This window comes from Hasllibacter halocynthiae (assembly GCF_003003095.1).
In the GTDB taxonomy this organism is placed as follows: domain Bacteria; phylum Pseudomonadota; class Alphaproteobacteria; order Rhodobacterales; family Rhodobacteraceae; genus Hasllibacter; species Hasllibacter halocynthiae.
Window position 1 is genome coordinate 1,349,979 of record NZ_PVTT01000001.1, and the last position, 14,661, is coordinate 1,364,639.

Below are 14,661 nucleotides of genomic sequence, written 5' to 3' on the forward strand. Positions count from 1 at the left end.
CCCGATAGCGCTCCGGTCGTCATCTCCGCCTCGAACGGGGCGCGTTCCGCTCCCTCTTCATCCTCTCCTCCCTCTCGGGGACTAGGAGGCCTCCGGACGCTGCTTACGTCAGCGCCCGATCACCGAAGAGAACCTTCGGCGCGCCCATGCAGGACCCTTCATTCGCCCTTCCTCGCAGCCATCGGGAACTCTGCCGCCACGCCATGGAACCGAACGCTAGCCTCGATCCTCCGCGCCGTTCATACGCATCTTCCTGCTGATGCGCTGCGCCGCCATGCCTAGGGCTTCGGTGAATGTTGGGAAGGCCAGTTCCAGCTCGGCTATGTCCTGGACCGTCATGTCGGCCGCGATGCAGGTGGCGGCGACCTGGATCACCTCGGCCGAGTAGGAGCCGAGCACATGGGCGCCCAGCAGCTTCCGGCTCTCCTTGTCGACGATGATCTTACAGAACCCGTCGGTACGCGCATCCATCACCGCACGTGGCAGGGCCGTGTAGTCGATGACCTCGATATAGCAATCGTGCCGCTCGAGGGCCTGCGCCTCGGTCATTCCCACCGATCCGTATTCCGGCTCCGTGAAGCTGCCGGTCGCGATGGCCTGCGGATCGTATACGTCCTGGCTTTCCAGAACGGCGTTCCGGGCCGCGACCCTGGCCTGATGCGCGGCGCTCTGCACGAACATGCTCACACCGTTGGCGTCGCCGGCGACCAGGATCTCGGGCACGGTCGTGCGCAGGCACTCGTCCACCTTGATGAAGGGGCCGTCCATCTCGACCCCCGCCGCACCCAGATCCAGCCCCGAGACGTCCGCCGGCCAGCCGACCATCAGGAAGACCGCGTCCGTCTCCAGCGACGACGTCTCCTCGCCATGGGTGAACGACACCTTCAGCCTTCCATCCTTCCTCTCGATGGAATCGCATCCCGTTCCGGTCAGCACGTTCATGCCCCGCTTCTCGAATGCAGCCTTCAACCTGCGGGAAATGTCGGCGTCGCTCGGCGGCGTGAGCCGATCGGCGAACTCTATGACGTCGACCTGCGCGCCGAAATCGATCAGGATCGACGCGAGCTGACAGCCCGTGGCGGACCCGCCGACGACCGTGACCCGGCCGGGCAGCTCCTTCATGTCCCACAGATCGTGGAACGACAACGCGAGGTCGCTCCCCGGGATGGAAAGCTTTCGGGGCTTCCCTCCGACCGCCAAGATGATCCTGTCGCCGCTGAACCGGCGTCCATCCCCGATCTCCAAGGTGGTCCGATCGACGAACCGGGCCGGGCCCACCTCGTCGATCACCTCGATTCCCTGCTCCTTGACCAAATCGGTCAGGTGCCAGACCTCGTTCGCGTAGGCCGCGACGCGGTTGGCGTGATCGATCGCCCTTGCGAAATCCACGTCCGGAACCTCGCCTTCGAGGCCGAACTCCGAGAACATCGTCGCATCGGATCGCAAGCGGGCGGCGCGCGCGAGCGCCCGGACGGGAGCGGGCCCTTCGTTGAAGGCCGTCCCTCCCAGCCGCTCGCTCTCGAGGATGGTGACCTCCGCCCCCAATTCGCTGGCGCGCAGGGCCGCCTGAACGCCCGCGGGCCCGCCGCCTACGACGATGACCTTCCCCCTGCTCTTCGAGCCGCCGCGATCTTCGTCCCTCGCCATGTCTTCGTTCCCGTTCCTCTGAGCCGATCTGGTGCCCGGATATCGCTCCCGAGCAAGTTGGGTTTCCGCACTCGTCGCCGGGCGGACAGGAACTTGCCCCGTCCTGCAATCCGTGAGGATAGGCCGACGGACGGGCATGGCGACCCGCGGCGAAGGCCCTGGCATGGGCGAGAAGGGCGTATAGCGACGCCTGACGTGACCGCTGCCGCGTAACGACGGGCCGGATGCTCTGTCACGCTCGATGGCACCCGGGCGCGCATCCGCCATGCCGGTCAGACGCGGGGTGCGCGTGGACGCCCCTTCCTGTCGCGAACCCGCTCGATCGCATCACGGTCGCAGGTCTGACGCACAGGGGCCGCGGCCCATTCGGCGATTCTCCGCAGGACCGCTCTGGCATGCCAGGCGACCGGCACACGCCGGTCCAGTTCCATGCCGACGTGCCCGGACCGAGCGACTTCGCAGGCGAAGCGGGGCGAGGCCGTCGGCGGAACGACGCCGGGACGGGCATGCGCAGGAACCCATCGCCCCAGCTTCGCGCTGTCTCCGCGAACGAACCGGAATGGAATATGGCCATGTACGATCAAGCCGACTTCACCCTGAAAGACGAGGTCGCGGCCATTACCGGAGCGGGCGCCGGGATCGGGCGCGCGATGGCCGAGACCTTCGCCGCGGCGGGCGCGAAGGTCGCGGTCAGCGACTACGACGTGGACGCCGCGAACGAGGTGGCCAAAGCCATCACGGACGCGGGCGGCGAGGCGTTCGCCATCAAGTGCGACGTGACCAGCGAGGACGACCTGAGGTCGTTCGTATCCGGCACCGCCGAGCGCTACGGCAAGCTCACGATCCTCGTCTCCAACGCCGGCGGCGGCGGGCCCAAGCCCTTCGACATGCCGATGAAGGATTTCGTCCGCGCTTACGAGTTGAACGTGTTCTCGCTGTTCCGCCTGTCGCAGCTCGCAGCCGAGGAGATGGAGAAGGCTGGCGGCGGGGCGATCCTGGCGACCAGCTCCATCGGCGCGGAGGACAAGGCCAAGGGCAACGCGTCCTATTCCTCCGCCAAGGCGGCTGTGAACCACCTGGTGCGCAACACCGCCTTCGATCTCGGCCCGAAGAACATCCGCATCAACGCCGTCGCGCCCGGCGCCACGCGGACCGAGGCGCTGAAATCGGTGCTTACCGACGAGCGCGAGAAGGCGATGCTCTCGAACACGCCCATCAAGAGGCTGGGCGAGCCGCAGGACATCGCCAACGCCGCGCTGTTCCTCTGCTCCCCCGCCGCGAGCTGGATAAGCGGCCAGATCCTTACCGTGTCGGGGGGCGGCATCCAGAACCTCGGCTGACGCGCCGACCAGCGGAACGATCCGGCACTCGCTCCGCTGGCGGCACGCCGTCCTCGCAAGGCGGTCGGCGGCGTTCAGCCGACGGGCAGCATCGTGGAGGGCCGGTCTTTCACCGCCGTCGTTCAGGCTCACTGTGTCGCGGTCACGTCTCGCGCGTCGCGGGGGCGCGCCCTCGCCGCTTTGAAACCCCACCTCTTGATACCCGGAGCCATCTCGTGCGTTAGCGGGCGCGATGAGCGGGGCGTCCGACAGCAGCCGGAGTGAGACGGGCGATCGCCGGACCGGATCGCGCGCGGGCCGGCAGGACGTCCTGGACGCCGCCGTCGCGGTCGTCGCGGAGCACGGGGCCTCGGCGTTGACCACCGGGCGCATCGCGAAGCGGGCCGGCATCGTGCAGTCCGGCTTCTACGCGCACTTCCCCAACATCGCCGCCTGCGTCGAGGCGCTGGAGGAGCGGATCGAGACGCAGGTGCGCGAACCGATCGCCGACGGGATGGAGCGGCTGCGAGAGACCGGCCCCGGGGATGCCGAAGCGCTTACGGCTTATTTCCTCGGCCTGATCGACCTCGTGCGCGAGAGCGGCGCGCTGATGGACGTCTTCATGAGGTTCCGCGGCGACCCGTCGCCACTCGGCGCGGCGCTCGACCGGTGCGAGGCGGCGCTGATCGACGATCTCACGGACCATCTGGACGCCTTCGTCGCGACCGCGCGCGACGAGGAGGCCCATGCGCGGGCCTGCCGCGCGGTGGCGCTGCTGCTCGTGCGCCAGGCGTTCGACGGGATGGGCCTGTTGCGCGCCGGCACGATCGAGCGCGAGCCGCTGGCGCGGCTTCTGGCGGAGCAGACGTCGAAGATCGGAGCGAGCGCGAGCCGTGCTGGCCTCTTCGCTCAGCCCTGAAGGGTCGGTCCGATGGCGGTGGTGACGCTGCGGCCTTCACCCGATAGCCGACGCGAGGCTTCGACGGCCTGCTCAACGTTGTCGGCCTTGAAGCGGCCTTCGAACAGGCGCTGGATCAGGCGCGGCGCCTTCAGCACGAAGAACATCGAGCGTGGCGACGTCGTCTCGCGCGCGCGAACGCGCATGGCATGCACGGCGTCCCTGGCGACGTCGGCCACGGGCGTACCCGTGCCTTCCGCGTTCACGTTGCCCCACAGCTGCTTCATCAGTTCGTCCGTGCCGGGGCCGGGCTCGCCGCTCTCGGTGGCCGGGGCGACGAAGTTCGGGCACAGCACGCCGACGTCGATGCCGCGGTGGGCGACCTCCTGGCGGAAGCAGTCCATCATCGCGTAGACCCCCGCCTTCGACGCGCAATAATGCGATTGCAGTGGCGAGTGGCCGACGGCCGCCGTGGAGCAGACCGACAGGAAGTATCCGCGCGTGAGCGTCAGGTAGGGCACCGCATGGTGCGCCACGCGGTAAGTGCCCGTGAGGTTGATCGCGAGCATGCGGTCCAGGAAGTTGGCGCCCACGGCCTCGACCGCGCCGGATCCCATGACGCCTGCGTTCGAGACGACGACGTCGACGCGCCCGAAGGTGGCGGCGGCGGCATCGAAGGCGGCGGCGACCGAGGCGTCGTCGGTGACGTCCATCTCGACGGCGAGGGCGCGTCCGCCGATCTCGTCGCGCAGACGTTCCAGCCGGTCGAACTCCAAGCCGGCGAGCACGGGGTGACCGCCGTCCCGGGCGACCGCGCGTGCGATCTCGCGGCCGATGTTGCGTGCCGGTCCGGTGATCAGGACGACGCGGTTCTCAAGTGACGGCATCGGTGTCCTCCATGACGAGCGCCTCCTGCAGGAAGGCGATCTCGTCGGCGACCGCACGCTCGAAGGGCTCGCCGAAGTAGATCTCGAAATGCTCGATGTCGTAGTCGACCGCACGGCCCCGCGGCGCCGCGGCGGCGGCGTCGCGGGCGGGCTGCGGCGGGGTGACGGCATCGGCGGCCGCGACCTGCACGAGGAGCGGGCAGGCGATGGCGGCGGTCTTAGCGCCCGGCCGCCAGCGCAGCGCCTGCAGGAAGACTCGCGGCGTGATGCGGTTCTCCCAGCCGGTGCCTCGGCTCTGCTGCCACCAATCGTGCGGCACGGCGTCGGGGGTGGTCATGGCGGCGAGGTCACCCGGATGGCCGGCCGCGCCGATATAGTAGGGATAGCGGCCCCTCATGCCGCGCCACCGATCGCGCAGCGCGGCGCCGAACAGTCGCAGGGCCTGACGGGGGTCGCCGGTGTTCTGCCGACCGTCCGCGAAGGGGGCCTGCGCGACAACGGCCTGCACGTCCGCGCCGCCGGCCGCGAGATCCATGACGTGGCCGCCGGAGAAGGACGTGCCCCACAACGCGATCCTGCTCGCGTCGATACCGGGCTGACCCCGCGCCCAGTCGATGACGGCCCGCCAGTCCTCCTGCTGGCGGGGGATGTCCATCCACTGGCGCGGACGACCGCCCGAGCGACCGAAGGTGCGATAGTCGAACAGCACGGCGACGAGGCCCGCTTTCGCGAAGCGGTCCGCGTAGCGCAGCAGCGGCTCGGCGATGACGCCGGAGAAGCCGTGCGCCATCACCACGGCCGGACGCGTGCCGTCCCGCGGCCCCACCCGCCAGACGTGCACGCGATCGCCGGCGACCTCGATGTCGTCCTCCGTCACCTCAGCCACCGGCGCGCCGATCGACCGGCAGGGCGGGAATGTCCGGCACCAGCCCGGACTTCTTCAACTGCCCCAGCATGACGCGGGTGTAGCGCGCGGGCAGCATGCGCGACATCCAGTCCATCACGCTCGCGTCGCGGCCGATCAGGATGCGCTCGCGCTTGGCCCTGATGCCCGCGACGACGACCTCCGCCGCGCGCTCGGGCGAGATGACGAGGTTCTTGGCGAAGTTCGCCTTGTCCGCCTCGCGCTCCTCGGCGGTGCGGCTGCCTGCCGCGATGGCGTTGTCCGAGATGGCCGTCGCGATGCCGCCCGGGAAGACCGTCGAGACGGTGAGGCCCGGATAGTAGGCGCGGGCTTCCATCCTCAACGCCTCGGAGAAGCCGCGCACGGCGAACTTGGAGGCGCAATAGGCGCCCTGAAGGCCGACTGCCGTCAGCCCGAAGGTGGACGAGGTGTTGACCACCGTCGCTTCCGGTCGGGCGATGAGATCGGACAGGAAGGTCTGCGTGCCGTGGAAGACCCCCATGAAGTTCACGTCCATGACGCGTTCCATGTCGACGGCGCGCATGTGCTGCACGGTGACGGCCTCGTGTGCGATGCCGGCGTTGTTGACGACGGCATCGACCGTGCCGAAGCGCTCGAGCACCTCGCCGCGGAAGTCGTCCCAGGCCAGGCGGTCGGCCACGGAGAAGGCGGCGGCGAGCACGTCGGCGTTGCCGAGCATGCGGCGCGTCTTCTCGAGCCCGTCGGCGTCGCGGTCGACGAGGGCGAGGCGTACGCCCTCGTCCGCGAGCGCGACGGCGAGCGCGCGGCCGATGCCGGAGGACGCGCCCGTGAGGACGAAGACCTTGTGGGACAGCTGCTTCATGCCAGGACGTTCCGTGCGGTGGTGCCGGCCCTTGCCCGCGCCTGCATAGCGCGGGTGATGGGATAGCCGATGCAGAGCAGGATCGTAACGACGAGGATGGCGAGCGGGATCGGCCCCGTCATCCAGACGAAGGCGGCGAGCGTGCCTTCGGCCTGCACGGCCCGGCCTGCCTGGTGGTCGAAGATGGCCAGCATGATGGCGTTCCAGAACACGGCGAGGGAGCCCGCCATCTTCTGCGTGAAGATGAAGACGGCATAGACCAGCCCCTCGCGCGGGGCGCCGTGCGTCTGGGCATCCATGTCGACCGCGTCGGGCAGCATGGCCCAGGGAAAAAGGTTGATGGCCGAGATGCCGATGCCCGAGAGCGCGCAGATGCCGATCAGGAACGGCGTCATGCTGGCACGCGGAACGAAGGGCACGAGCGCAAGGAACAGGCAGTAGATCGCGCAGCCGAGGATCATGGCGCGATGCTTGCCCATGCGCTTGCCGATCGAGGCCCAGGCGGGAAAGCACAAGATCGAGAGCAGGAAGATGCCGCCCAGGATCGGCGCCTGCGCGGACCCCGGCAGGCCGACCCACGATTCCAGGTAGAACGGCACCATGGATTGCACGATGAGCGTCGCCAGCACCGACGTGCCGAAGATGGCGATGACCCGCCCGTAGCCCGGCGTCGCGAAGAGGCTGCGCACGTCGGCGCCCAGCGGCCTGACCGGCGGCGCGGGGCTTGGCTGCGCATCGGGGATGGCGAACAGGAACGGCAGGTAGGACAGGATCCCCAATACCGCGAACAGGGCTGCCGTCGCGATCCAGCCGAAGGCCGGCGTCGCCGCCAGCTCCTCGACCCCGGTGAAGCCGATTACCAGCGCCGGCGTGATCGCGATGGCGACGAGCACCGAGACGAAGATGAAGATCATGTTGATGGAGACCTGGCCCGTGCGCGCGTCGTAGTCCGGCACGAGGTCCGGCAGCAGGGCGATGCGCGGGATCGAGACCAACGTGTAGAAGAACGAGAACAGCATAAATCCGCCCGTCGCCAACGCGAACTTCAGGACCGTCGGCTCGACCAGCGCGGGCAGGACCCAGATGCTCACGTAGGCGAGCGCCGTCGGCACGAGCGCCCAGCGGATCGCGGGGATGCGTCCGACCGTATGGCGCATGCGGTCCGACCACCGCCCCACCAACGGATCGAGCACGGCGTCGAACAGCCGCCCGGCCAGGAAGGCGATGCCCGCCAGCAGCGGGGAAAGGCCGGCGACGTTGACGAGGAAATAGAGCAGCCACGAGTTGATCGCGACGAAGGCGAGCGCGAGCCCGACCTCCGGCGTGCCGAAGGCCAGCTTCTGCCCAAAGCGCAAGCCGCGGGCCCTCCCCCCCTCATCCTTCACGTCGCGCCCCTCCCAAGCCGCTCCTCTGACATGATAGGTCTATCATATCTTCGCTGGCAAGAGCCGCGGATCACCATGAGGGCGGGACCTCTTCCGGTGATCGCACGCGGCGAAGGTTGCGCCTTGCGCATTTCCGATGGAACGACGCCTTGGCGACCCGGCCTGCTTCTTCGTGAACACCCCTTCCCCGTCATCGACGGCAGCGGAAGGCATGCCACTCAACCGCTCTAGTTTTATGGGCCGCTGGCCGTGAGAGGACGAGCGCGGCATTCATGGGAGGTGCATGAGCGGGCGGTTCGGATGCTATGTACGTACGCATCGCGGTCCGCTGCGGTTCGATCCCTGAGCTGCTCCTCGCAAATCGAACACTGAGGGAGCTATGATCCGAGGCCGTCCTGGTCTTCGGGAAGGGGACGGACGAGATGGCGAGGAGGAAGCGGCACGCGGCTGCGTTCAAGGCGAAGGTGGCGCTGAAGGGCGAGCAGGCGGTGGCGGCGCTGGCCAAATGGTTCGAGGTGCATCCGACGCCGATCCACCAGTGGAGCGAGCCTTGCCCGCCATCGGTCCTAGGACATCGGCGATCGCGCTGCTGGAGGGGGCGTCCGGCGTGTTCGAGAAGGGCGCTGCGAGCAAGGCGCCCGAGGTCGACGCCGAAACGGTGCGCGAGCCGCACGCCAAGATCGTGAGGCAAGGCCCCGAACGCCATAGGTCCGAGAGAGGGGCCGAACGCGGTCGCGAACGATCCCCCAGGGCTTTTGCGGGCCCACCAGACCCACGGTCTCCTTCGATGTCGCGAAAGCCCAAGCCCTGGGGCGGGACGCGAGACGCGGGATGGTCGAGAGGGGGCGCCCGCAGCTGTCGGTCGCCGCGCAATGCCGGCTGCTGTCGATTCCGCGATCCACGTTCTACCGCCGCCCGGCGGGCGAGACGGCCGAGAACCTCGCGCTGACGCGGATCATCGACCGCCAGTTCATGGAGGCGCCGTTCCACGAAGTGCGACGGATGACCTGGCATCCAAGGAACAAAAGCTACGCGGTGGGCTCCAAGCGCGTGCGGCGCCTGATGCGGCTGATGGGCCTGATGCCGACCTACCAGAAGCCGAACACAAGCCGCCTGGCGGAGGGACGCCAGCCGTATCCCTACCTGCTGCGGGGCTCGGCGATCGACCGCGCGAACCAGGTCTGGTGCGCCGACATCACCTACCTCCCGATGCGGCGGGGCTTCCTCTCCTCGGTTGCGATCATGGACTGGCACAACCGGCGCGTGCTGTCTTGGCGGTCGTCGAACACGCTGGAAGCGGAGTTCTGCGCCGATGCGCTCGACGAGGCCGCTGGCCTGGTCTCGACTCGACGTCATGACAACGGGCGACCGCTCTATTCGTAGCTCGACCGCAACGGCATTCGCGCGAGCCCTTGGCCCCGACGGGCAACGGGGCGTAGATAGTCATCGTCCCGGACCTGTGAGTGCCCCGATGCGACGCAAAGGCATCATCCTCGCCGGCGGCTCCGGCACGCGGCTCTACCCCATCACGCTCGGGGTCTCGAAGCAGCTTCTGCCGATCTACGACAAGCCGATGATCTACTACCCGCTGACCGTCCTCATGCTGGCGGGCATCCGCGAGATCTGCGTCATCACCACCCCCCATGACCAGGCGCAGTTCCAGCGCATGTTGGGCGACGGCTCCCAATGGGGGATCGCGCTCGACTACGTCGTGCAGGAAAAGCCCGAGGGGTTGGCCCAGGCCTATATGCTGGCCGAGGATTTCCTCGACGGCGCGCCCTCCGCCATGGTGCTCGGCGACAACATCTTCTTCGGACACGGCCTGCCCGAGCTGATGGCCCGCGCGGCGCCCGAGGGCGCGACCGTGTTCGGATACCGCGTCGCCGACCCGGAGCGCTACGGCGTGGTGGCCTTCCGCAGGGACGGCTCGGTGCAGGACATCATCGAAAAGCCCTCTGAGCCGCCCTCGAACTACGCCGTCACCGGCCTCTACTTCCTGGACGGTACCGCCCCTGCCCGTGCCAGGACGGTTCGCCCATCCAAGCGCGGCGAGCTGGAGATCACCACCCTGCTTGGGACATACCTCGCCGACGGCACGCTGAAGGTGGAGCGGATGGGCCGTGGTTACGCATGGCTCGACACCGGCACCCACACCTCCCTCCTCGACGCGGGCAATTTCGTCCGCACGCTGGAGAAGCGGCAGGGCATGCTCGCAGGCTCGCCCGACGAGATCGCCTACGAACAGGGCTGGATCGACGCCGCCGCCCTCGACGAGCGCGCGAGGATGTTCGGCAAGACCGATTACGGCCGCTATCTCGCCGAATTGAGGCGAGAGTGATCGCGAACGGGTGGGTCGGTTCTGGTTTGCCGGACGCCGGGCGGTTAAGGCCATGCGCTCTGTCGCTGCGCCACGACCTGTACGTGACGAGGCGCAGCGGCTTGGCTGGGGACATGGTCCCAATCGGCTGATTCCGGCTTCGAAACCGGCTGGCATCGACATGCAGGACGGAAGGTCCGGCGAAGGATGGCCCGTTTTCGCGAATGGGTTCGGCCGAGGGGCGAGAGCCTCCGGCCGGCGGGGCGAGGCCGTGCGGCAACCCCTTAGCGGGCAAGTGGCAGATGCCGTCTTCCCACCCGCCGGTGCCGTACCGCGATGCCTGCGGCAGACGCGGAATGGCCCCTCCCGCCGACCCCTGGTCCCGAGGGTGCGGTCCGCGACGTGACGTCATATGACCGCCAGCCGATGCGGCACGCGACAGGGCCACCCCGTTCCGTCCTATCCTTCCCCACGCGGACCCGAGGGAGCGGGAGCCGCCAATAAAAGGGAGGAACAACATGGGAATGTTCGACTATCGTGGCCTCGGATCGGCTGCCGCGGCCGACCTCGCGGGACTGACGCTAGCGCTTGCGACCGCGCCCGCGCCGGGTAACGCCTCGGAGGGGGGGGACACGGTCAGGGGGAGTTGGCAGCGCGTCGGACCGGAGGCGCTCGGCCTCGGGCCGGAGGCGAAGGACGCAGCCGGCTACTACATCGTCGAGAGCCCGATCACCGGCGCCGCGCCGGGCGGCCCGCAGGCCGACATCTGGGAGGAGCGCGACGCGCAGGGCGCCGTCATCCGTCTCGCGGTGAGCTTTCCGGGAACGAACGCTCCGGTGGACATCGTCGATTACCTGCAGCTCAGCTCCGGAGAGATCACAGGGAACTTCGAGCCGTTGCTGGAAGCGGTGAGAGGATATGCCGAGGCGAACGCCGTCGCGGCCCAGGACGTCATCGTCACGGGGTTCTCCCTCGGGGCGGGCTACATGAACCTCGTGGCACGGGGGGCGGACGACCTTGCCGGTGGGTTCTTCGCCGATAGCCTCTTCGTCGGCCACGCGGTGCCGCGCACCTTCGAGGGAGGCGGCGGTCGCGTGTTGAACGTCGGCTTCGAGAACGACGTGGTGCACCGGGCGGCGGGAGATTTCGATACGTTGCTCGAAGCGGTCCTCGCTGCGCCGGGCTTGGTCGGCCAAGACTACGCCCTGACCTCCTCGACCGACAACTTGGTCCTCTTCGGAGATGACTACGCCTCGCCCCTGTGGCCCTTCGGGGACTTCGCGCTCTACAACATCCTGGGTGGCTGGGGCGCGCATCTCCAGATGATCGGGACCGACGCGGTGGACCGGATAGCCGGATCCGCGTTCTACGACCTAACCGAGCGCGACAGCCTGGTCATCGTGTCGAACCTGTCGGACGGCGCGCGGGGGCGGACCTGGGTCGAGGATCTGCATCGCCCGTCGGATGGGCAGGGGCACCTGGGGGACAGCGCCTTCCTCGTGGGCACCGCGGGCGGCGACCTGCTGCGCGGAAACGTTGGGAACGACTACATCGACGGCGGCGCGGGCGACGACCGCATCAGGACGGGGAACGGCGCCGACCGGATCGAGGGCGGCGCGGGCACCGACACCCTGGAGCTTCGCGGCACGATGGACGACTGGACGGTGGCGGCCCTCTCCGATGGAACGCTCGCGTTCGTCTCCGAGGCCCATGGCCTGAAGGTGGCTTCGGGGGTCGAGCAGGTCACCTTCCGCGACGGCGGGTTCCTGGCGTCCGACCGGACCTTCGAGGTCGAGGACGACCGGCTGGAGGACTTGGCCTTCGGAGGTTGGCTCGCCTGGCTCGACCGGAATGTGGCCTTCGAGCGGGCGACGGCGGGCGGGGCGGGTTCGGATGCGCTCTCGGGCCGCTTGGTCTTCGGCCTCGGCGGCGACGACCGCCTGAGGGCCGAAGGCGATGCGGTCCTGGTAGGTGGCGCGGGCGCGGACGACATTCGCGGAGGGGCGGGTGACGACCGCCTCTACGGCTCTGAAGGCGACGACGTCCTGATCGGAGGCGGCGGCGAGGATCTGCTGAACGGCGGGCTCGGCGACGACGTGTTCGTCTTCGACCTGCGCCTCGGCGGCGACGTCGTGATCGAAGACTTCAACCGCAGCGACGTGGAGGCCGACATGCTGCGGATCGTCGGCCCCATCGATCGTGACGATGTCCTCGACGCCGCCGAGCAGGACGCGGAAGGCGTCACGTTCACCTTCGGGACGGGCGTCCTGACCCTGCGCGACGTGACCCTGGATGAGCTTGGCGGCGACCTTCTGGTCCTCGTCTGAGGCAAGCGGCCGGAAGGGTCTTGCCGGGACCGGACGGAACGTCCGGCCCGGCGGCCCCCGCCGCCGCGGTGCCGGCTAGCCTTTCGACTTCTGCTCGCTCTTCGACGCCTCGAGCGCCCAGGCCGCCTGCTCGACCCCGAGGAGCGCGGCGGCCGCCCATGCCTGCGGGATGCACGTTTCGAGATAGGGCAAGGGGGGAAGGACGCCGCGTTCGTAGCCGCCGACGAGCTCGGGCAGGCGGTGGTCGGGCAGCATGGCGGCCAAGTCGCGCAGCCCCTCCGCGACCGCCTCGAACGGCGCCTGCAGGCCGTAGCGCGCGAGGCCCACCGCGAAGAGGCCGGTGTCGTGCGGCCAGACCGACCCGTTGTGATAGGACAGCGGTCGGTAGCGTTCCTCGCCCGTGGCGAGGGTCCGCAGCCCCCATCCGGACCAGAGGTCGTCGCGCATGAGCCGCCCGGCGACCTCGGCCGCCCTCTCCGGCGTCAGTGCACCGGCCCAGAGGAGGTGACCGGGGTTCGAGGATGCGACTTCGAGCCGCTCGCCGCCCTCGGTGAGGGCCAAGGCGTGCATCCCGATCCGGTCGGACCAGAAATGGCTGTCGATCGCCGTACGCAGTTCCGCGGCCTCTTGCCGTAGGGTACCGAATTCCCGGCCGAGCGCCTCGTTCAGGTCGGCGCCGGCATCCAGCGCGGCGGCGAGATACCCCTGCACTTCGACGACGGCGAGACGCCCGTGCGCGAGGCGCCCGTCGGCATGAGACATCGAATCGTCGCTGTCCTTCCAGGAGGTGTTGGCGAGGCCGCGCCCATGCTCGCCGGCGGGATAGCGTAGGAAGCCGTCGGGGGTGCGTTCGCTACGGCACCAGTCCAGGGCGGCGCCCCAGTGATCGGCCAACTCGCGCGCCACGGTCGCGTCGCCCGTGACGCGCAGGTGGTCGCGCGCGAGGATCACGTAGAGCGCGGAGGCGTCGGAAGTCCCGTAGTAGCATCCGAACGGAAGCTCCCCCGTGCGGGACAGCTCTCCCATACGGATCTCGTGCGGGATCGCGCCGGGCATCTCGCGGGTGACGGGGTCGTGTTTCGTCCCCTGGTACCGTGCGAGGCTGCGCAGGGTCGATGCCGCGAGCGAGGGTGCGAGATCCAGCACGAAGGCCGAGGTGAGAAGCGAGTCGCGGCCGAACATGGTCACGAAGTTCGGCAGCCCCGCCGCGATCCGCGGGCCGTCGGGCGAGGAGAGCAGCAGCATCTCTACGTCCTCGAAAGCCTGCCGAACCGGGGCGGATGCCGACGCGCGCGCCGCGAGGGCCCCGTCGGTCCATCCCGCTTCGGGCGCGGATGGCTGGGGCCCGGAGGCATCGGAGGCAAAGCGTGCGGCGACGCGGAGCACCTGCGCCTCGCCCGGCGCGAGGCGCAGAACCTCGTCACCGTCCCAACCCTTGAGCGTGAGGATCGTCGAGGCGCGCACCCCGTCCTGCGCCAGGTAGTCCCAGCTCCAGCCCTCCCGGCGAGGCGGATTGTATCCGATCGTTTCCCGTTCGCGGCCGCGCGTCTCGAAGATGTCGCGGAAGTCGGCCTCGGCATCCAGGCGGACGCGCACCTCGTGGGGGACCGTATCCTCGTTGACGATCTCCAGCAGGTCGTCGAAGCCGTCCGGCCGCAGTGTCAGGATGCGGCGGGCGCGCATCTCCTGCGCGTGTTCGCGGAAGCGGCTCAGATGCCGCTCGGCGCGGGCGGACCCATCGGCACCGGCGAGGACTACGAAGTCCGGCAGGATCCAAGCGTAGCGCGACAGATGCCGCGTGTCGTCGAGGAAGAAGCCGGTGAAGCCGTCTCCATCGGGGGCGGTCCCCCCATCGGGAAGGAGCGAGGCGAAGCACCGATTGCACTTCAAGGGGAGCGAGCGAGGCGTCATCTGATCCCTTCGGCGTTTCTGTTGGGCGTGAGGCTTTCGAGAAAGACGGGGACGATCTCGACCTGAGAGATCGGGGCCAAACGCGTCGAAAGAAAGGCCCGAGCCGAGCTCGCCTCCCCTCTCTCCTCCTCTTGGGGGGACGAGGGGATGGCCTATACCCGAGACGCCGCGGATTGCGAGGGCCATCGGAGGGCCTGCGGCGCAGGGGCGTCCCTACGACGC

The 14,661-nt window shown here is 69.0% G+C and carries 11 protein-coding genes; 5 read left to right on the forward strand and 6 right to left on the reverse strand.

Translation table 11 applies throughout. The features are described 5' to 3' along the window. Positions 1 to 216: 216 nt before the first annotated feature. Positions 217 to 1,647, reverse strand: coding sequence for a dihydrolipoyl dehydrogenase family protein (locus BCF33_RS14455; protein WP_281260007.1), 1,431 nt, complete (start codon positions 1,645 to 1,647; stop codon positions 217 to 219). Positions 1,648 to 2,219: 572 nt separating this feature from the next. Between BCF33_RS14455 and hdhA the strand changes: the two genes are divergently transcribed. Both hdhA and BCF33_RS06735 read left to right on the forward strand, forming a co-directional pair. Further along, the gene (gene hdhA, locus BCF33_RS06730; protein WP_106160088.1) at positions 2,220 to 2,987 is read left to right on the forward strand and encodes a 7-alpha-hydroxysteroid dehydrogenase; all 768 of its coding nucleotides are present in this window, start codon (positions 2,220 to 2,222) and stop codon (positions 2,985 to 2,987) included. 232 nt (positions 2,988 to 3,219) lie between these two features. Next, positions 3,220 to 3,885, forward strand: a complete 666-nt coding sequence (locus BCF33_RS06735; RefSeq protein WP_106160089.1) for a TetR/AcrR family transcriptional regulator — start codon at positions 3,220 to 3,222, stop codon at positions 3,883 to 3,885. Here the strand turns inward: BCF33_RS06735 and BCF33_RS06740 are convergent. Genes BCF33_RS06740 through BCF33_RS06755 form a run of 4 tightly spaced genes read right to left on the reverse strand, consistent with a single transcriptional unit; the run spans position 3,876 to position 7,854 of the window. Then, positions 3,876 to 4,751 carry an SDR family oxidoreductase gene (locus BCF33_RS06740; RefSeq protein ID WP_158259365.1) on the reverse strand — a complete coding sequence of 292 codons (876 nt, stop codon included), beginning with the start codon at positions 4,749 to 4,751 and terminating at the stop codon, positions 3,876 to 3,878. The two genes, BCF33_RS06735 and BCF33_RS06740, sit on opposite strands and share 10 nt — an antisense overlap. Continuing rightward, the gene (locus BCF33_RS06745) at positions 4,738 to 5,637 is read right to left on the reverse strand and encodes an alpha/beta hydrolase (RefSeq protein ID WP_106160091.1); all 900 of its coding nucleotides are present in this window, start codon (positions 5,635 to 5,637) and stop codon (positions 4,738 to 4,740) included. Before BCF33_RS06745 ends, BCF33_RS06740 begins: the two co-directional genes overlap by 14 nt. Next, the gene (locus tag BCF33_RS06750; RefSeq protein WP_106160092.1) at positions 5,630 to 6,499 is read right to left on the reverse strand and encodes an SDR family NAD(P)-dependent oxidoreductase; all 870 of its coding nucleotides are present in this window, start codon (positions 6,497 to 6,499) and stop codon (positions 5,630 to 5,632) included. The genes BCF33_RS06745 and BCF33_RS06750 overlap by 8 nt, the downstream gene beginning before the upstream one ends. Continuing rightward, entirely contained in the window at positions 6,496 to 7,854 is a 1,359-nt protein-coding gene (locus BCF33_RS06755; RefSeq protein WP_158259366.1) for an MFS transporter, read from the reverse strand. Before BCF33_RS06755 ends, BCF33_RS06750 begins: the two co-directional genes overlap by 4 nt. An 861-nt stretch (positions 7,855 to 8,715) precedes the next feature. Here BCF33_RS06755 and BCF33_RS06760 point away from each other — a divergent pair. The 3 genes from BCF33_RS06760 to BCF33_RS14460 all read left to right on the forward strand — a co-directional run bounded on the left by BCF33_RS06760 (position 8,716) and on the right by BCF33_RS14460 (position 12,528). Then, positions 8,716 to 9,267 (forward strand): DDE-type integrase/transposase/recombinase, encoded by a 552-nt coding sequence (locus BCF33_RS06760; protein ID WP_106160094.1) that lies wholly within the window; start codon positions 8,716 to 8,718, stop codon positions 9,265 to 9,267. A gap of 88 nt (positions 9,268 to 9,355) precedes the next feature. Next, positions 9,356 to 10,222, forward strand: a complete 867-nt coding sequence (rfbA, locus tag BCF33_RS06765; RefSeq protein WP_106160095.1) for a glucose-1-phosphate thymidylyltransferase RfbA — start codon at positions 9,356 to 9,358, stop codon at positions 10,220 to 10,222. Between the two features lie 503 nt (positions 10,223 to 10,725). After that, positions 10,726 to 12,528 (forward strand): calcium-binding protein, encoded by a 1,803-nt coding sequence (locus BCF33_RS14460; RefSeq protein ID WP_106160096.1) that lies wholly within the window; start codon positions 10,726 to 10,728, stop codon positions 12,526 to 12,528. 75 nt (positions 12,529 to 12,603) lie between these two features. On the opposite strand, the gene BCF33_RS06775 is transcribed toward BCF33_RS14460, so the two are convergent. After that, positions 12,604 to 14,418 (reverse strand): glycogen debranching N-terminal domain-containing protein, encoded by a 1,815-nt coding sequence (locus BCF33_RS06775; RefSeq protein ID WP_158259367.1) that lies wholly within the window; start codon positions 14,416 to 14,418, stop codon positions 12,604 to 12,606. Positions 14,419 to 14,661: the final 243 nt, after the last annotated feature.